This is a genomic window from Phocaeicola paurosaccharolyticus JCM 15092 (assembly GCF_000613805.1).
Taxonomy (GTDB): domain Bacteria; phylum Bacteroidota; class Bacteroidia; order Bacteroidales; family Bacteroidaceae; genus Phocaeicola; species Phocaeicola paurosaccharolyticus.
Map to the genome: position 1 here is coordinate 1 of NZ_BAJR01000026.1, position 19198 is coordinate 19198.

Here is a 19198-nt window from a genome sequence, read left to right on the forward strand (position 1 = left end):
GACTATTGAAAACATACCGGGGGTAAGAGCTATGAACATTGGTTCAGGCTTTGCAAAACCTATGATTAGAGGTATGGCTTTCAATAGGGTCTCGGTTGTCGAGAATGGAATAAAACAGGAGGGTCAGCAGTGGGGTGCAGACCATGGACTGGAGGTGGATGCTTTCTCTGTTAACAGCGTGAATGTCATAAAAGGTCCTGCGTCATTGCTTTATGGAAGTGATGCCATGGGAGGTGTTATAGAACTCAATCGGGAAGAGACACCCAAGAGTGACATGATCTATGGAAACGTGTCTACTCTATACCGCTCGGTGAATGGCTATTTTGGCGGATCTGTGATGCTAGGGCTCAACAAGGGAAGCAATTTCTGGATGATTAGGTATTCGGAAAGTCATTTCGGTGACTACAAGATTCCTGCCGACACCATTGTATATCTCACAAGGAAACTTCCGGTATATAATGGAAGTCTAAAAAATACTGCAGGATATGAGAGGGATGGCAGTATAACATACAGAAAAAGCATGAAACAATACTATTTTGAGACATCTATAAGTGATGTCTATCAGAAGAGTGGCTTCTACCCTGGTGCTCATGGAATACCCGACATATCAAGACTGGAAGATGACGGCGACAGATACAATATTGAACTTCCTTACAGCGATGTAAACCACTTCAAAGGGTCTGCAGAGATGAAGGTTAATATAAATAGTGCCATATTGACAGCCAACATAGGTTATCAGAATAACCATAGACGAGAGATGAGTCTGTTCCATACTCATTACAGCAATCAGGAAGCTCCGGAAAAAGATCCAAATAAAGAGTTGGACTTTACCTTGCAGACTGTTGATGCTTACGTTAGGAGCAGGTTTATACCATCGACTGCATTCGAACATACTATTGGTGTTGAGATAAAACATCAGGAGAATGGTTCTGGAGGATACTCATTCCTTCTGCCTGACTTCAGACAGAATTCAGAAGCTATAGCATGGACTTTCAGATACAACAAGAGTAATAGATTCTCTTTCTCTGGAGGTATCAGATATGACAATGCAAGAATTGACATCAAGTCTCATCAGGACAGGTATCTGGCTGAGTATCTTCTGCAACAAGGTTATTCCGATAAAGATATTGAGGAGTATTCATGGAACAGCAGGGATATAAAGAGAGACTTTTCGGATATGTCATTCTCGCTGGGAGCAAAGTATGCAATCTCTCCTCAGCAGGAACTGCTTGTGAATATAGGACGTAGCTTCAGGACTCCTCAGGCAAATGAGCTATCGGCAAATGGCGTTCATCATGGTACATTCCGTCACGAACAGGGTTCATCGAACCTTGATTCGGAAAAAGGATGGCAACTCGGTATATCATACAATATGGAGAGCAAGAAAGTTACGGTTATCCCAAGCATTTTCTTCAACTATTTCGAGAACTATATATTCCTGCGCCCATCGGGTGAGTGGTCTATCCTACCCCATGCCGGTCAGATATATAGGTTCACATCAACAAGAGCTGTCATAGCCGGTGGAGAACTTATGATGAATATTAACCTGAACAGGAATTGGCTCTATGAACTCAGTGCCGAGTATATATACACTTACAACTGCAAAGAGAAGATACCTCTAAGTTTCTCACCACAACCTACGTTGAGAAACAGAGTAACATGGAAAAATGATGTCTTCTCTATTCATGCAGAGGGAGTGGCTATTGCAAAGCAATCAAGGGTAGACAGAAACGAAGAAGTTACCGGAGGAGCTTTTCTTTTGAACATGGGCTCGACAGCCAAAATAAAAATAGGTTCACTGACTCCTGAAATAACAGTGAGTGTACATAACATAACCAACAGACGTTATTACAACCACCTGAGTTATTACAGAAAAATAGAGGTACCTGAACCTGGAAGAAACATACAGATTTTAATAAACTTACCATTTAAAAAATTATTATAATGAAAAAGATTAACTACATAACAGCAATTTTATCAATGACTTTAGTATTAACTTCTACATCATGCAGCAAAGATGATGAGATAAGCGATACTACCAAACCTACAATCACTATAACAGAGCCGGAAAATGATAAAGAGATCCTGATTGGCGATAAGAACGGAATGCATATCGAGATGGATCTTTCGGATAATGTCATGCTGAAATCGTACAAGATTGAGATACACAACAACTTCGACCACCACTCTCACACATCGAGATCGGCAACAACAGACTTCACATTCAATAAATCGTACGACATATCGGAAAACAGAAATATACATATCCACCATCACGATGTCATGGTACCCGATAATGCCACTCCAGGAGAATATCATCTGATAATATATTGCACCGACAAAGCAGGAAATGAAGCATATGTGGCACGCGATATAGTCCTTTCGAATAGTGCTGCAGCTGATATTGATTAAGTAAGATACACTTTCTTATTTCCATTACAAATCTGTCACATACTCTACAGAGCTCAAAACCAATTTTTTGTAGCTGTAATAGAGAGGTGGCTGATTTTTTTTTGCATTTTTTTATGAAAAGCTTTGGTAATTAAAAAATCAATACTACATTTGCGGTGTACTATCACACTAATACACTAATTCAATAACCGCATAAGATGGTAGAAATTAATAATTTATCCTTTGTATACCCAAAAACAGGGTTTGCATTCTATAAAACAGGAAAAGAGATTTTCCATGATTTAAGCTTTTCTCTAGAGAAAGGCAGAGTATATGGTCTTCTTGGTAAAAATGGAGCAGGTAAGTCTACCTTACTACATCTTATATCAGGTCTTCTGACACCCAAAAATGGTAATATACTGATGAATGGTACTGATGTACGTCGTCGTTTGCCATTAACTCTTAAGGATATGTTTATCGTACCCGAGGAGTTTGAACTCCCTTCTATCTCATTGATAAATTATATAGATATCAACTCTGCTTTCTATCCTAAATTCAATAAAGATGAAATGATAAAATACCTTCATTTCTTTGAGTTGGATCTAGATATGAATCTTGGAGCTCTATCTATGGGTCAGAAAAAGAAGGTATTCATGAGTTTTGCACTTGCTACTAATGTTTCTGTACTTATAATGGATGAGCCAACAAACGGACTTGATATTCCGGGAAAAAGCCAGTTCAGGAAGTTTATCTCCTCAGGTATGAACGATGAGAAGATAATACTTATATCTACACATCAGGTGAAAGATGTTGATAAGCTAATCGATCATGTCATTATTCTTGAAGATAGCAAGATACTTCTTGATGAATCTATGGAAGAGATAACAAGAAAATACCTCTTCCTTGAAACAGACAATAAAGATATAATCAATAACGCATTGTACTCTATACCTTCGTTACAAGGAGACTATGTTATTCTTCCAAACGAAAATGGTGAAGAGTCGCAGATAAACCTGGAGCTTCTCTTTGGAGCAATAACATCTAAGTATGAAAAACATAACGATTAATAATAGGAACAGTATGATAAAAGATACATTTTTCAGTTGGAACAGAGTCCAACTTCTTATAAAAAAGAATATACGAGAAAATTGGAAAGCTATAGGATTAAGAATTCTACTTGTATATGGTACCCTTGCAATCGCTATGATATGGAATGGATACTATTCATATAAATACATCTATTCTGATGCCTACAACGAACCGACTGCCTCATTTATGGCCCCTCTTTTTATGTGGACACTCTTTATTTTCGGAGCTATAAGTGCATCATTCGTTATGGAGGAACTTAAGAATAAGACAAGTAAAATATCATTTCTTATGAATCCGTCCACACCATTCGAAAAATATTTTATGAAGTGGTTCATCTACACTGTTCTGTTCTTAATAGTATTCATGGCGTTGTTTATCTGGGCTGATAGTACTAAGGTATTGATATACAAAATAATCTATCCGGGAAATACTCACATAGCAATGTTTAATTACTCAGGATTGATAGACTTTAGTAACTCTCAGAGCTATACTATATTTAGTTCATGGAATGAATTAGGTATAGCAGTCTCAGGATATATGCTTGTACAATCTCTCTTTATACTAGGTGGTACAATATGGCCGAAAGGCGCATTCATTAAGACCTTTGCTGCAATCGTTACAATAATATGCATAGGCATGGCATTGATATATTACAGTTACAAAGATTTTAATAATGTTAATTTCGATAGTAATAATGATGATACGATGTCAATAATATTTATAGCTGTCGCATCGTTCTTTGCAATATTCGACTGGGTAATTTCATACTTCAGATTTAAGGAGACCGAGATTATAAACCGTATGTAAACCTTCAACAAATGAATTTTAAAGAGAATAAATCAATTTACCTCCAAATAGCCGACAGAATATGCGACGAAATCCTCCTTGATAAATACAAAGAGGATGAGAGGATACCTTCGGTAAGGGAGTATGCTTCAATGGTCGAGGTCAACTCGAATACAGTTATGCGAACATACGACTTCCTTCAGACGGATGACATTATATACAATAAACGTGGAATAGGATATTTCATCTCTAAAGGTGCAAAAAAGACAATAAAGAACTATCGTAAAAAGACATTTATGAAAGATGAAATATTTCACCTCTTCAATCAGCTTTATACACTTGGAATAAGTGAAGAAGAGCTTATCTCAATGTATAAAGAGTATATTTCAAAACAAAACAATGAATCATTATGAAAAAGACTACATATATATTATTAGCAACTCTGTTGACTTTAGCGGTGTTGATTGTGCTATCTCCATGCATAATAAGAAAATTTGCAGATGATAAAATTGAATCATTTATTAAAGAGATTAGTATAAACAACAAAATGATTAAACAAGAGTATAAAGGTATTACTGCCATCAAGTTAATTAATAAAGAGAACTCGGGCTATATCATCAACTGTAACACAGAGATAAGCCCTTCCGAAAGTGACATAACAACCATCTCTCTACCTGACAATAAATATTTTAAATCATATATGATTGGAGATACCCTTATTGTTAGTTTAAAAATTAAAAATATGGATAATACCACAATAGTGAATAATATGCCTGCAACATTCATAAATATTAAGACATCAAATAAGCTCAAATATATAATGACGGACCGCTGTTTCAATGGAGGTATTAATGGAATGAAGGGAGACAGTATCTCAGTCAATCTAAACAATGGAGGCTTCTATTTAAACAAATCACAGTACAGATCAATAGACTTAAAAGGAAATTCATATAGCTTTACTGCTAATGAGTCGACTATTGATTCACTCTACATCGATACGGACAACTATAATAATTGGAAGGTGGAAAAGTGTAAAATAAATACTGAATTCATTACCGGAAGCAGCTATGTGGACAACCACTACGGCAAGGATGAGTGCAAACGAATTGTATGGATACCAAAAAGCAAAGATGCCAAATTTGTTATTGACGCCAAGGCTGTTATCACGCCTTGCAAATAGGTAAGAGACTATAAAACATTAAGAAATAATTTGTCATAAATAGAGAATATGAGATTTATAATTTATCTCATGTTCTCTATTATTTTTTGTATATTGCAGCACCTAAGAAAAGAGCCAATACATTATTACTAAATTATTTAAATGAAGTCTAGAAGATGGAAGAAAAAGTATTAAGTATTAAAGAGATTTTTCCCAATGATGAAGTACTTGAGAATATTCTAGGGAAAAGCTACATCGCTTTTAGTGAACTGAGGGAAAGACTATCGGAGTATAACATCATTCCAGAGTGGACCTTTTACAATGATACTAAGTGTTGGCTATGCAAGCTATTGTTAAAGAAGAAAAACCTGGCATGGCTCTCAGCCAATGAGGGCTCATTCATTGTGACCTGCTATTTCTTAGAACGACATCTTGAGGATGTGGAGAAATCGCCTATCTCACAGACTACCAAAGAGGCTTTCTATGTCAGCAAATCATGGGGAAAATTGACTCCTATGACTATAGTTACATCCGGAGAGACTATTAATAATGATATTATTGAGATGATATTGCTGAAGAAGACATTAAAATAGTGATATGATTTAGTATCATTATCACGAAAGTAAGTAAGCAGATTATATTGTGCCTACTATAATATAAAATCGGGATATAGCAACAAACTAAATCCCGATTCCTATTTTATTATAGCAATGATTAAATAGTCAGTACTGAATAAATCGGATTACTATTCTGAAGGGAGTAAAAAGTCACCAAGAGTAGTTACATACTCCAATCTATTCTCACTCAAATCTAGCGATTGACCTTCTAGAGAAACAGTAATCTGGGAATTATTATCATAGCCTTCATACAAAAATTTATTGTATATATCTTCCGACATCCTAAAGCTTATTACAGAAGTAGTAGTACCATATGGTTGTGTTGTATGGTTATTGAAATAGAGGTGCAAAGTCAGTTTGCGATTTGCTACATCTATGTCTTTAGTTCCATCGTAATAAAGCCCGAAATAAACAGGTGCTGTTGGTGAATAAGCAAATGTTGGGATGATATTTAGATAACCATTCTGAACATAAAATGCACCTTGTTGTTTAGCGAAAGAGTGAATCATTCTATTATTTGTATTAATAGAGTCATTCCCATTTACCAAATAGTCATCTGAGGTGACATCTACATTCAAATGGTATGTAGGAATTTCCATATTCACTCCGGAAGGCATTAAAATTATTTCATACTTATTACCAGACTTAATTTGGGTAACATCTGTAATACCATTAACCATATTAAAACTGATTTGTGCTCTATCCACTCCTTTTAAGTGTTCATATTTACTTATGTTGGTAGGAATAAGGACGGCATCGTTATCTGTATAAAACTTATAACCACTAAATTCATCACCTTGTATGGTAACATACATGCCATTAAAGATAGGATAATCCACCGTCTCATCTTCTGTACATGCTGTAGTTATGAGAAGTGCAGCAAACAGAGTGCCAAAAAGCTTACATAATTTTTGAATTTTCATCATTGCCGGTTTTTATAGTTAAAGAAGAGGGTGGAAAATAATTCCACCCTCAAAGATAATTTACGGAATTACCATCCTATATTTTGAGTTAAATTAGGATTCTTCATGATTTCAGTCTGAGGAATTGGGAAGAAATACATCTTTTCATCCCAGACACGATTAACAACTTTACGTTCGTAATTCAAAGAGCCATCCAAGTTCTTTGTGAGTTTCATTTGGGTGATAGATTTCAGCTCATCTCCTTCTTTCCAACGACGCAAGTCATAGAAACGATGACCTTCGAATGCCAACTCAACCATACGTTCATTTTTGTACTTAGTCCAAAATGCTGCTGCCGAAAGTCCGGTAGGCAATGCAGGCATCTTAACACCCTCTCTGTTACGAATGATATTAACAGCTTCACGAGCTGTCATACCTAATGAACTGGCATCATCAGCTGAACCTGTATAACGGAAGATTGCTTCAGCATAGTTCAAATAAAATTCTGCCATGCGGAATGTTACCCATGAGTGGATTGCATTCTTCTTCTTACTGCTTTCACTTAAGTCGATAGACTGAACCAAGAACTTCTTCAAGTAGTAACCTGTTGTTGTAGCACCTGCAGTAGGTTCACCATTGATACCTCCGAAGAATGTTTCCAATGGCAATGTATTAGTAGTTGGCCATTTCTCATCACCATTCTTTGCTATTGTCAAGTAGAAACGTGGGTCACGACCATCGTATGGATTAGCTGGATCATAACCACTTCCATCTTCATTCCACAACTTACCGCTAGCTTTCATTTCGTATGCATCAACCAAGTCTTGTGTAGGACAGTTTCCTGATTTTCCACCTGTTACACCGATTGGATAGTTCCATCCTTCAATGTCACTCTTAGCAGAGTTCGCATTTGGACGACGCAAGTAGATGATCTCTAAGTTAGTATTTGGGTCTGTACGATTAGTCTCAGCCCATAGTGCTGCATAACTTTTGCAAAGACCTTTTCCAGCAGCTGTACAAGCATCCAATAAAGCTTTATTAGCTTGTGCTGCTACTAACCATGCCTGCTTATCATTTGTTTTGTTAAACAATGGACTTGCTGCATAAAGAGCTATTCTAGCTTTCAGTGCCAACGCAAAATATTTATTCACACGACCAGGCTCGTTCAAACCTGTAACGCCTAGTTTAGAATAATCTTCTGGAAGAACAGCAGCCATCTCATCACATTCCTTCATCAAGTCTGTCAAGATATCTTGCATTGGAGTACGAGTCAATGTATTGACAGCATCTACCTTAACGAAATCCTTGAAATAAGGAACATCACCATATTGGCGAACCAGACTGAAATAGAAATATGCACGGAGCAAACGAGCCTCATTGAAGCTGTTCTTATAAGCGAACATGTTCTTGTTATAATCAGGGTCTAGTTTCAACTCGTCGAATGTCAATCCCTGGTAGTTAGCCAAGTATTCATTACATATTTGAATGGCTTCATAGCTGTTGGTCCAAGTACCGATAGTGCATTAGTTGGACTCCAGTTACCATTTGTAAAATCACAAACACTGTTATTTGCGTAAGCATAATCAGCCTCATCACAAGCAGAAGCCAACATACCTCCGCTATAGTTATTACCAAAGTCTGTGTCTAACTTAGTATACACATTATTCAGCAATCCAGTAACACGTTCATAGGTTACCTTCATGTAATCTTCATTCTGACTGGTATATTCTTTATAGTTCAGATTGTCGCAGGCAGAAATAGAGAGCAGCAGGGTAAATCCTCCTATTACTATTTTATTTATCTTCATAATTTTTACTCTTAAAAAATTAATAATTAAAAGCCGATTGACACACCAGCTACAACGCTACGAGTTAATGGATAACCAGCTCCATAACATTCAGGATCTGCCACCTTAACATTATCAAAACAAAGCAAGTCAATACCTCTTACATAAAGTTTAGCATTGCGTACAACTTTGGTCTTCTGTAACAAACATTGTGGAAGTTTGTAATATACTTCTACACTACGTAATTTCAAGAAAGAACGATCTGCTAACCACAATGTATTAGTCTGGTAGTTGTTATCATTACTTTGTGAACTCAAACGAGGATATTTAGCATCCTGGTTTTCCGGAGTCCAACGATTATCAAAGTATTCCTGAGAAATAGTAGTATTGTTAATCAAAGGCCAGAATAAACTCTTAGTATTTAGAACTGCAGAATATCTGCCTGTACCTTGGAACATAGCATCGAAACCTAAGCCCTTCCAGTCAGCTCCCAAATGGAATGAATAATAAATCTCAGGTGCAGTAGTACTGTATCCGATTGCTGTTTTATCATTGCTATCAATTACATTGTCTTTGTTAACATCTTTGTACTTGATATCTCCGGCTTTTACATCAGAGAACAACTGTTTTGGACTGTTGTCAATATCAGCTTGATCCTTGAAGAAACCAATAGCTTGTAAACCGTAGGTTTGTTTCAATGGGTCATTAGTAGTAACCAAGTTTGAATATAGACGAGCCTCTTCCAACTGCTCTACAATTTTGTTCTTAGCAAATAGGAAATTAGCGCCTGTATTAAGTTTCACTTCACCAATCTTCTTGGTATAGTTAGCACCAAAGTCAACGCCCCAGCTATCTACAATACCTGCATTCTCAAATGGAGTATCAAAACCTAAGATAGATGAGTATTTACCTTTAGAATCTACCCAAATATCTGAACGACGTTCATAGTAACCATCAAGAGTGATATCCAAGCTATTGAATAAAGATGCATCTACACCAATATTGTATTTGTAAGCCTTCTCATGTCTCAATGAAGGAGAAGCCAAACGTCCTAATACATAGCTACCCAACAAACCGTCGTTTGGAGCTAATGGATATGTTGAACCACCACCATAAGTCTGTTCAAAATAATTATAAACTTCATTACCATTGCTATCCAAAGGTAATTGGTCGCTGTTGATTACACCTGCTGATGCTCTTAACTTTAAGAAGTTAATCCATTCATTATCTTTCATGAAATCTTCTTTTGAAATAACCCATGCTAATGACAATGTAGGAGAAATAGCCCATTTGCTACCAGGAGCCATTCTGTTTGAAGCAGAAGCTGAGATGCTCAAGTCAGCAAACATCTTATCTTTATATCCGTAGTGAGTATAAAGAGAGGTGTTATAGCGGTAGTAAGTGGTATTTAAACCTATAAATTTACGGCTTTCATAATCCCACTTCAACTGGCTATATAAATGATGATCCTCATTAAGAGCCTTATCATAATACAAAGTTCCAGATACATTGAATGCTTTTTTATAAGTAGTCACTTTAGCAGCACTACCCATATCACTGTCTTTACCTTCACTAAAGTGAGTGGTAGTAGCAGGTACACCATTTTCCCAAGAAGTAACTATATCACTTCCATAAACGAAAGTCTTAGAATGGTTTTCACGGAACAGAGCAGTGTTATCATAAGATATCATCACACTTGCGCCTAAGCCAGGAGTGATAGATGATAAGTTCTGAATCAAGGTCATATCGGCAAAAACAGAACGTTCATGCTGTTTGCTGTATGCAGCTCCTTGCGACATTGCAATAGGATTTAATGTACCTTTCCAGGTAGAATTACCCCCCCATGTTCCATCCTCCAACTTAATAGGGAATGCAGCAGAAGGCAACACATAAAGCATACTTGACCATATATTCAAGTCACCACTTGTATCATCAATATTTGTATCGATAGCACCCGGACTTCTGGTTTCCATCAATGAACCCAATATGTTCAATTTCAACTTTGTGTTATTAGTCAAGTCGATATCCAAGTTCATACGTAAGTTTGCCTTTGAATATTGGTCTTGAGTAGAATAACCTTCATTTTCGTTTGGACTGCCAATAAATCCTTTGTTGTTAATCAAGCTACCTAATGCATAATAACGGAACTTATCAGCACCGCCACGGAAGCTAACATTATAAATATTAGTCGATGCCAGTTCACCCATAGTCTCATCTACCCAGTTTACATTAGGATAAAGATAAGGAAGAGTACCCGAATTAAATGCATTCAGTTCATCTTGGCTATAACGTGGCAACATACCATCGTTAGCCAATGCTTCATTCACTGCTGTGGCATAAGTCGCGCTGTTTACAAACTGAGGTTTTCTAGCTTGCCACTCGAAACCGTGTTCATAAGATACGTTTACCTCTTTAGTTCTGTATTTACCGCGTTTTGTTTCAATGTTGATTACACCATTGATACCTTTATAACCATAGATGGCTACAGCTGCAGCATCTTTTAATACAATTACATTTTCTACCTCTTCTGAAGTGATTTTATCTATATCACGTTCAATACCATCTACTAAAATCAACGGATTATTTTTAGACATAGTCTTTAAACCGCGTATGTAGAAAGTAGGTTCTGCATTAGAGTATTGGCCATTACCCTGCAGAGTCATCAGACCTGCACCCTGGCCAAAGAGTGAGTTGCCAATATTCTTTGCACTCCTCTTATTAAAATCTTCATTCTTAATTATAGAAACAGATGAAGTTCTTTCAGCAGCGCTCTGTGTCTTTGCATAACCAGTGGTCGCAAGGCTGTCATTATATTCTTGTGCTCCTACTTGTACAGATAAACAAGCCAGGACCATAGGAATCATTATTCTTTTTTTCTTCATAATTTGTCAAATTTCAATTGGATAATCGATTTACCATCCTGGGTTTTGGACAAGACCATAACCTTTATTAACCTCTGCAGCAGGGAATGGAGAGAGATACCATTTTGGATCAAAGCCCTGAGTCCACCATATACGTGATTGTTCATCTTGATCGATGTTAACAATTTCATACTTGAACTTAGTAGGATATGCTTCCTTAGGAGTATCCTTCTTCCAAGATTTCTTCACTTCATTACCTGAACCATCCAAACGGTACATTACCAAACCATGCAACTGTTTAGAGAAGATATCAGCGCGTTTGTAACGTAACAAATCATAGAAGCGAGTATCTTCCATACCCATCTCACAAGCACGTTCACGCAATATTTCATTAATCAAGTTCTCTTTATTACTAGTAAGATTCAAAGAAGGGTTGCAGTCTTCGAGTTTGCCCAAGCCTACACGTGCACGTACAATATTAATTTGTTCAAGAGCACCTTTAAAGTCATTGTTTGCTTGTAACAAAGCTTCAGCATAAGTCAAATACATATCCGACAAACGCAACATTATCCATTGAGTATATTTACGTTGGTAATCATTGATACACCAGAACTTCATTGCTCCAAAGCCTGTAGCAATCATACCTTTTTGTTGAACAGGATTTTGTCCGGCATGATAACCATATACCCAAGCTTCTGTTGGGTCACCCGACATATTACCTGTAACACCATCCAATACAGCTGGTTGACCATTTACGCGCATCTCTTCGTACAGACGAGGGTCACGCGTCAAGACAGGGCTCTTTGTTGGATTGCCAGTCATAAACATTTGATCCAATTTACCATCAGCTTCAGTTTTTGCCCAATTAAATGGAGTACCGTCAGCCCAAGGGAACATCTCCATGTATTCTACTGTAGAACAGTAACCACGACCGATGTTTGTCCAATACATGAATGTATATTTAGAGTCGCCATTGTAAGTAGTACCACTAGCACGTACACTATGAATAATTTCACGGCTATTCTGCTCCATATAGCCCAAACGATAAGCCAAACGATAATCTTCCGGACGGATTGTACCATTAGTCTTTGTTGCTTGAGTCAATTCATAATAACCATTGCTCTTCAACATGGTAAAGAATTCCTGACATGCTTTCAAACATTGTTTCCACAAATCAGCTTTATATCCACCATACCAAACTGTAAGATCAGTAACACCTGGGTAGTAAGCTTCGTTATCATTGAATAGAGGTGAAGCTGCAAACTGCAACACTTTACACTTCATACCCATAGCAGCTGCTTTAGTCCAACGTCCGGTCTCAGTATCAGGGTCTGTTACAGACCAAGGAAGATTAGGAGTAGCTTCATCAAGTAATTTCACGATGTGGTTTACTACCTCTTCTACTGTATTACGAGGAAGATTATAGCTAGCATCCAAACCTGTAAAAGTACTCTCTACGATAGGAACACCACCATAGTGACGGAATACATCGAAGTAACGTGTTGCTACAATACATTTAGCTTGAGCAACCATTGATTTCTTTTCATCATCACTCAAACCAGGTACTTTATCAATATTTTCCATTAACAGATATGCGTTGTGAATAGCTGTCCATATTGAATTACGAAGATAGTCGAAACGATCAGAGCGAACTCCATGTAAAGCAGATAGGTTACCTTTATAATAACTGCCCTTTATACCAGAGCTATATGTAAAGATATAGAGATCTGTCAGTGCATCCAACTTACCTACATAAGGGTTTGCACTTTCAAATTGTGTCATACGACCGGAGTTATTAATTCCAAGTCCATAATACTGGTAAGTATATAGGTTTGTCAAGAACTGACGAGTATATTCAGCATTAGTGAATACAGTATCTTTGGTAATTGACCCACCGGGGGCTTTTTCCAAGAAAGCATTTCCGAACTTGATATCATCTACGCACGATGAAGCAACGACAGATGTCAACATCAAGCCTAAAGCAGCTTTAAAGATATATTTATGATTTTTTTTCATACTTTTCAATGTGATTTAAAGATTAGAAACCAAGTTTCAAACTCAATGAATAAGTTTTAGTCAACGGATAACTTGGAGAGTTACTAGCTCTTGATTCCGGGTCACCAAATACATAAGGAGTAAATGTTAGTAAATTATAACCGGTCAAAGATAACTGACAAGTATTAAGCTTCAATTTCTTCATGAAAGGGAAATTGAAGTTATAAGCAACCTGCAAGTTTTTCAGACGCAAATATTTTGAATCTTTTTCCCACAATGTTGAACTTTGATAGTTGTTATTACCATTTTCGAAAGTTGCACGTGGAAATTCAGCATTTGGATCAGGATTTTCATTTGTCCAAGTATTGGTTGTGTGGAATTTCAACAAACCACCATCGTTAATTGTCTGACGGTTAGTAAATGGACGTTGGAATACATTAGAGATTTGTCTTGTTACGTTCCAAGCACCTGCCCACAACATAGAAACGTCAAAGCCTTTCCAGCTGAAGCCTAAGTTTACACCTGCCATATATTCAGGATCGTCAGTGAATCCTAAGTCACGAGACATATCGCTATCCGAAATAATGCCATCACCACTTAAGTCTACATACACACAGTCACCATTCTTTAAGTTCTCACCAGCTAACTGTACAGGCATTTCAGCACCATATACATCTTTATAGCGTTGTGGAGTTGTCTCAGAGTTATAGTATTCAAAGAACTGGTATTGTGAACGAACACCGATACGACGGTTCTTCAAACTCATGTATTCAAAATCTTTAGGAGATTCCTTGTTTTCAACAATCTTATTCTGGTTGTACATCAAGTTCACGCCGACATTGTAACGGAAATCACTACCTATCTTATCGTTCCATTTTAAAGAAAGTTCCCAACCCCAGCTCTTAACACGACCTAAGTTTGCAGTAGGCAAGTTAAAACCAAGTATACCAGGAGCTGTACCATCTGACAACAAGATATCTTTACGATCTTCTGTAAAGTAATCGAATGATGTTGATAGATGATCATCGAAGAAGTTCATGTCTACACCGTAGTTGTTCTTCAACGCTTTTTCCCATGTTACATCAGGGTTGTTCTTACCATCTTCGAATGCACCAGGACTAACTGTTCCATTATTGATACCAAAGACATAACCATTACCATGACGAGGAAGTAAACCTGTATCATTAGTATAGTATGGGTCAGCAGTATACATAAAACGTGTAACACCACGGTCATTACCAACCAAACCAATAGAGTATCTTAACTTCATGAAACTAATTAATGGTTTCAATGGTTTGAAGAATTTTTCTTCACTGATGATATAACCAAATGATCCTGAAGGGAAAGTACCAAAACGTTTTCCTTCAGCAAAGTTTTCAGAACCGTTGTAACCTATATTGAACTCAGCCAAGTAACGGTTTTTGTAGCTATAAGTAGTACGACCTGCAAAACCAACCAAACCACGAGGGATATCAGAATAAGATCCTGGATAGTACTCCTTACTTTGGTTATACAATGCTAAAGCTGTAACAGCATGATCACCAAAAGTACGAGACCAATTAAATGCTGCTTCCATGTACCAGTCACGAGCCTTACCAGGTTCTCTTGCACTATCGAAAGTAACCTCTTTATCATTACCATTCTTGCGGTATACCAATTGAGGTTGTCCGTTTGCATCATAAATTATGTTACCTTGATCATCTGTAGATACAATTGGAGTATAAGAAGCTAATGAATGTGTAGCTTGAGTCTGAGCAGAGAAACTGCTGTTATAAGAACCCTTTATGTGGAATTTCAAACCTTTTGTAATGAAATCCAACTTCTGTTCCAACTTCACATCAGAAGTAAGTTTGTTGTTGCTGCTCTGCATATAACCTACGCCATAGTAACTCATACCTGCTGCACCTACAAAAGGAAGACGTAAATCAGGATTGTCTGCATAAGGTTCATCTGTCAAAGCAATCAAGTGGCCATTAACCAAGCCCGGGCTTGAGAATGGAGTAGAATAGTACATATTAATAAGCATACCAGCACTACCTTGACCTGTGTAAGGTTTATTGGCATCGTCTACACTACCTGCAACATTCATAGATAAAGTAGTAGTTTTTGTTACATCAATATCCAAGTTACTACGATAGTTAAAACGCTTGTAAGAATAGTCTACACTATATGGCAAACCAAAATTATCGAACAAACCACCTTGAGTATATGCACCTGCCGAAATAAAGTAGCGAACAGATTTTGTACCACCCGAAATGTTTACGTTGTGCTGAGTCTGCAAAGTAGCATCTTTCAAACAGTAGCTAATCCAGTCTGTACTAGGGAAGCGGATTGGGTCAGAACCATCTTTGAATTTCTGAACAACCGCATCAGTAAACATTACATTTTCTACACCATCATTGCGTTGCATTTGGTTATAGAAAGTAGCATATTCGTATGAACTTGCCATTTCCAATGGCTTAGTTGGGGCAATAATACTGGCTGAAGTAGAAAATGATATTTTCGCTTTACCTTCAGCACCACGTTTAGTAGTAATCAAAACTACACCGTTGGCACCACGAACACCAAATACAGCTGTAGCAGAAGCATCTTTCAATATGGAGATGCTCTCAATTTCATTCGGGTCGATGCTATTGAAATCACGTTCAACACCATCAACCTGAATCAAAGGAGCTGAATCATTAAATGTAGCTTTACCACGTACAAAGATAGATGCAGCATCACTTCCAGGCTCACCTGAATACTGTACAGTAGTAAGACCAGCCATCTGACCAGTCAACATGTTTGATATAGAACCGGTAGGTGTTTTTGCCAATTCTTTACCACCAACACTTGCTAATGATCCTGTTACTGATACTTTTTTCTGAGTACCGTAAGCTACAACTTCGACTTCGCCCAATACTTGTGTATCTTCATCAAGTACAATGTTCAGATTTGTTCCACTTACTACTACCACTTTAGGATTGTAACCAATGAATGAAACGACTAATTTAGCCTTGTCAGGTACATTCCCTAAACTGAACTTTCCATCAAAATCGGTTATGGTACCAATAGTCGTTTTTTCGATTACAACATTGGCTCCAATAATGGGTTCTCCATTTTTGTCCATGACGGTACCGGTAATGGTTCTTTTCTGCTGCATTTGCTCGTAACTATTAGTTACAGCTTTGCTTTCCGCCCCAAGAACAGGAGCAAAAGGTGCAGACAGCAAAAAAACAAGAAGAAGCCACCTTGACTTTACACGGTAGCCATACAGATTTTTTTCTTTTCTGTGTCTCATGCTTTAATTGTTTAGTATTAGAATCTCTATAAAAAATTTGGTTCAAAAATATTTAACCTATATAGATGCTGGATTTCCATCTACATAGGTTAATGCAAATATATTCTATATAAAAAAAGTGTTAAATGCAAAATTGTACATATACATAGATTATTATATACATTTCTACTCAAAATGACCAATTAGATACTATTTAATAAGTAATAAGAGGTAATTACAGATTTAACTGGTCTTAAATTAATTATACACTCGTTATACTATCTCCATCCATTTTGAATAGAATGATTGCAACAAATTTGATTTATCTGGTTTCTGTTTATGATTAATTATTTAAACAGATAACCTCTGAATAGACATTTTTTCAAGTCCGGACCGAAATAAAAGCCTGGATGAGTAGGTTGGTTATAAGCCACATTCTGAGTTACAATGCTCAAACGGTATAAAGGATCTTCCATGAATGTATGGAAACGATACTCTGTTGGATAGGTAGATACATATAAACGTAGCGATGAACTATCCGGTGTACGGAATAAGATTTCCTCTCGCCAATCCCCTACTATATCACCTTGAATAGATGGGTTTGCTTTGGTTCCGTTATTCCATGTGATGCCTTCAAACTGTTGCAGAGGTTTACATACACCCTCCTTCCAATCATATTTACTCACAGCTGCCTTGTCAAGTAGCTCACGCATTAAGTCTCCATCCCACCATACAGCCATATTCACCGAAAGTGTCCTCATATTAGGATTCACTGTTCCACCTTTTATATTGCGTATACCTTTCGACTGCCAAGACCACATTTCCAATCCATAATTAGTAGGATCAATATCTGCAGCCATGCAACGGCCTACATCATCACTGCTCTTTTCTTGGAAGATAACTTCACCTGTAGCAGCATTACGGAAACTAGTTCCATCTTTTTTGTTTTCATGGCAGCCCCATATTTGAAAACCTTCCATGTCCGGAGCAAACTTAGTGAGATGCATTGCGTCACCATGCCCCATACCTGTAGTATAAAGTCCCTTACCATTATTGTCAATAGCACACTGTCCGTAAATTATCTCATCACAACCATCACCATCCACATCGGCAACGCGTAAGTTATGATTCCCTTGTCCTGACCATCCTTCGTTACCTGGTTGTTTACTATCAAATACCCAACGGCTTTTCAACTCTTTTCCATCCCAATCATAAGCAGCCAAAACCGCACGTGTATAATAGCCACGACACATCACCACGCTAGGATGAACTCCATCCAAGTAAGCAACACAAGCTAAGAAACGGTCACTTCTGTTGGCACGGTTATCTCCCCAATCGGATAGGTTGCCACGTGCAGGAACATAGTCAATGGTCTTCATGGCTTCGCCTGTCAATCCACTAAACACTGTCAGGTATTCATTACCAGTAAGAATTCGTCCCTGATTCTTGTTTGTAGGCTTCCAGTCCTTATTCTTTTCTATAACCTTATTAATATTGGGATCCTTATTGACCAATTTTTCCACATCGACAGGCTCTCCTACTTCGCGATAATCAGCATTAGCATCGCCTATAATCTTTCCTTTTCCATCTATTGTACCGTCGGATGTTTTCATCACAACTTCAGAACATCCGTCACCATCCAAATCATAAACCATGAATTGTGTATAATGAGCTCCGGCTCTTACATTCCTTCCCAAGTCAATACGCCACAACTTTTCACCTGTTAAACGATAGCAGTCAAAAAGTACATTACCTGTATATCCGTCGTGTGCATTATCGTGAGAGTTCGAAGGATCCCATTTCAAGATTATCTCATATGATCCATCTCCATCCACATCGCCAATAGAAGCGTCATTGGCATTATATTGATATGTGTCTCCCGATGGGGTAACTCCGTCGGCAGGTTTGACTAATGGAATATCTACATAACCTATAGGTGCATTTGCCGGTAAAGTATATTTACCGCAAGTTTCTGTCAGCTCTTTCCCTTTCATTACCGGTTTAATCTGATAATCGGCAGATGAAATATCTCCATAGGAATCCAGGTAGTAAGTTCCCTGGCTGGCAGGTACTGAAGCTACTTTTTTCCCATTTCTGTATACATTAAATGATATTTTCATTGGATCGGCGGACAAATAGCGCCAAGTAACAAAAACTTGATTAGCTGATTTACGAACTGCGACTACCCCACGTCCCAACTTCTCCATCTGACGAGTAGGCATTTTCGCTGAAATCTGAAAAGAGTTTAAACTCAAAGCTCCTAAAAGCAAGAAAGCTATTTTTAAGCCCGTTTTTTTCATAAGATTCTATTATAGGTTATTTCTTTTATCAAAAAAGACTAATTTTCTAGTTA

The 19198-nt window shown here is 37.4% G+C and carries 12 protein-coding genes and 1 pseudogene; 7 read left to right on the plus strand and 6 right to left on the minus strand.

Annotated features, from left to right (window positions below; all coding sequences use genetic code 11):
* From JCM15092_RS10550 to JCM15092_RS10580, 7 genes are all read left to right on the plus strand, one after another.
* A partial coding sequence (locus JCM15092_RS10550; protein WP_024994633.1) for a TonB-dependent receptor occupies nucleotides 1-1945 on the plus strand: 1945 nt, incomplete at its 5' end.
* Nucleotides 1945-2412 carry a DUF4625 domain-containing protein gene (locus JCM15092_RS10555; RefSeq protein WP_024994634.1) on the plus strand — a complete coding sequence of 156 codons (468 nt, stop codon included), beginning with the start codon at nucleotides 1945-1947 and terminating at the stop codon, nucleotides 2410-2412. The genes JCM15092_RS10550 and JCM15092_RS10555, both read left to right, overlap by 1 nt.
* 197 nt (nucleotides 2413-2609) lie before the next feature.
* Nucleotides 2610-3458: an ABC transporter ATP-binding protein gene (locus JCM15092_RS10560; RefSeq protein ID WP_024994635.1), complete on the plus strand. Its 849-nt coding sequence runs from the start codon at nucleotides 2610-2612 to the stop codon at nucleotides 3456-3458.
* Nucleotides 3439-4287 carry a hypothetical protein gene (locus JCM15092_RS10565; protein ID WP_051532539.1) on the plus strand — a complete coding sequence of 283 codons (849 nt, stop codon included), beginning with the start codon at nucleotides 3439-3441 and terminating at the stop codon, nucleotides 4285-4287. The genes JCM15092_RS10560 and JCM15092_RS10565 overlap by 20 nt, the downstream gene beginning before the upstream one ends.
* 11 nt (nucleotides 4288-4298) lie before the next feature.
* Nucleotides 4299-4679, plus strand: a complete 381-nt coding sequence (locus JCM15092_RS10570) for a GntR family transcriptional regulator (protein ID WP_024994637.1) — start codon at nucleotides 4299-4301, stop codon at nucleotides 4677-4679.
* Nucleotides 4676-5446: a hypothetical protein gene (locus JCM15092_RS10575; RefSeq protein WP_024994638.1), complete on the plus strand. Its 771-nt coding sequence runs from the start codon at nucleotides 4676-4678 to the stop codon at nucleotides 5444-5446. The genes JCM15092_RS10570 and JCM15092_RS10575 overlap by 4 nt, the downstream gene beginning before the upstream one ends.
* 155 nt (nucleotides 5447-5601) lie before the next feature.
* Nucleotides 5602-6018: a DUF3788 family protein gene (locus tag JCM15092_RS10580; RefSeq protein WP_024994639.1), complete on the plus strand. Its 417-nt coding sequence runs from the start codon at nucleotides 5602-5604 to the stop codon at nucleotides 6016-6018.
* A 152-nt stretch (nucleotides 6019-6170) separates the two neighbouring features.
* Here the strand turns inward: JCM15092_RS10580 and JCM15092_RS10585 are convergent, their stop codons facing one another.
* The 6 genes and pseudogenes from JCM15092_RS10585 to JCM15092_RS10610 all read right to left on the minus strand — a co-directional run bounded on the left by JCM15092_RS10585 (nucleotide 6171) and on the right by JCM15092_RS10610 (nucleotide 19067).
* The gene (locus JCM15092_RS10585) at nucleotides 6171-6968 is read right to left on the minus strand and encodes a hypothetical protein (protein ID WP_024994640.1); all 798 of its coding nucleotides are present in this window, start codon (nucleotides 6966-6968) and stop codon (nucleotides 6171-6173) included.
* 65 nt (nucleotides 6969-7033) lie between these two features.
* Nucleotides 7034-8751: pseudogene (locus JCM15092_RS15805) on the minus strand (RagB/SusD family nutrient uptake outer membrane protein).
* A 26-nt stretch (nucleotides 8752-8777) separates the two neighbouring features.
* A complete protein-coding gene (locus JCM15092_RS10595) occupies nucleotides 8778-11612 on the minus strand; it encodes a SusC/RagA family TonB-linked outer membrane protein (protein ID WP_024994641.1) in 2835 nt (944 codons plus the stop codon).
* Between the two features lie 30 nt (nucleotides 11613-11642).
* Complete coding sequence (locus JCM15092_RS10600) at nucleotides 11643-13607, minus strand: RagB/SusD family nutrient uptake outer membrane protein (protein WP_024994642.1); 1965 nt, start codon at nucleotides 13605-13607, stop codon at nucleotides 11643-11645.
* Between the two features lie 22 nt (nucleotides 13608-13629).
* A complete protein-coding gene (locus JCM15092_RS10605) occupies nucleotides 13630-16866 on the minus strand; it encodes a SusC/RagA family TonB-linked outer membrane protein (RefSeq protein WP_024994643.1) in 3237 nt (1078 codons plus the stop codon).
* 326 nt (nucleotides 16867-17192) lie between these two features.
* Nucleotides 17193-19067: a rhamnogalacturonan lyase gene (locus JCM15092_RS10610; protein WP_439645909.1), complete on the minus strand. Its 1875-nt coding sequence runs from the start codon at nucleotides 19065-19067 to the stop codon at nucleotides 17193-17195.
* Between the last annotated feature and the right edge of the window lie 131 nt (nucleotides 19068-19198).

Bases quoted from the DNA above. Each gene is read 5' to 3' on its own strand.
- JCM15092_RS10555 (WP_024994634.1), top strand. From the start codon at position 1,945: ATGAAAAAGATTAACTACATAACAGCAATTTTATCAATGACTTTAGTA.
- JCM15092_RS10560 (WP_024994635.1), top strand. From the start codon at position 2,610: ATGGTAGAAATTAATAATTTATCCTTTGTATACCCAAAAACAGGGTTT.
- JCM15092_RS10565 (WP_051532539.1), top strand. From the start codon at position 3,439: ATGAAAAACATAACGATTAATAATAGGAACAGTATGATAAAAGATACA.
- JCM15092_RS10570 (WP_024994637.1), top strand. From the start codon at position 4,299: ATGAATTTTAAAGAGAATAAATCAATTTACCTCCAAATAGCCGACAGA.
- JCM15092_RS10575 (WP_024994638.1), top strand. From the start codon at position 4,676: ATGAAAAAGACTACATATATATTATTAGCAACTCTGTTGACTTTAGCG.
- JCM15092_RS10580 (WP_024994639.1), top strand. From the start codon at position 5,602: ATGGAAGAAAAAGTATTAAGTATTAAAGAGATTTTTCCCAATGATGAA.
- JCM15092_RS10585 (WP_024994640.1), bottom strand. From the start codon at position 6,968: ATGATGAAAATTCAAAAATTATGTAAGCTTTTTGGCACTCTGTTTGCT.
- JCM15092_RS10595 (WP_024994641.1), bottom strand. From the start codon at position 11,612: ATGAAGAAAAAAAGAATAATGATTCCTATGGTCCTGGCTTGTTTATCT.
- JCM15092_RS10600 (WP_024994642.1), bottom strand. From the start codon at position 13,607: ATGAAAAAAAATCATAAATATATCTTTAAAGCTGCTTTAGGCTTGATG.
- JCM15092_RS10605 (WP_024994643.1), bottom strand. From the start codon at position 16,866: ATGAGACACAGAAAAGAAAAAAATCTGTATGGCTACCGTGTAAAGTCA.
- JCM15092_RS10610 (WP_439645909.1), bottom strand. From the start codon at position 19,067: ATGCCTACTCGTCAGATGGAGAAGTTGGGACGTGGGGTAGTCGCAGTT.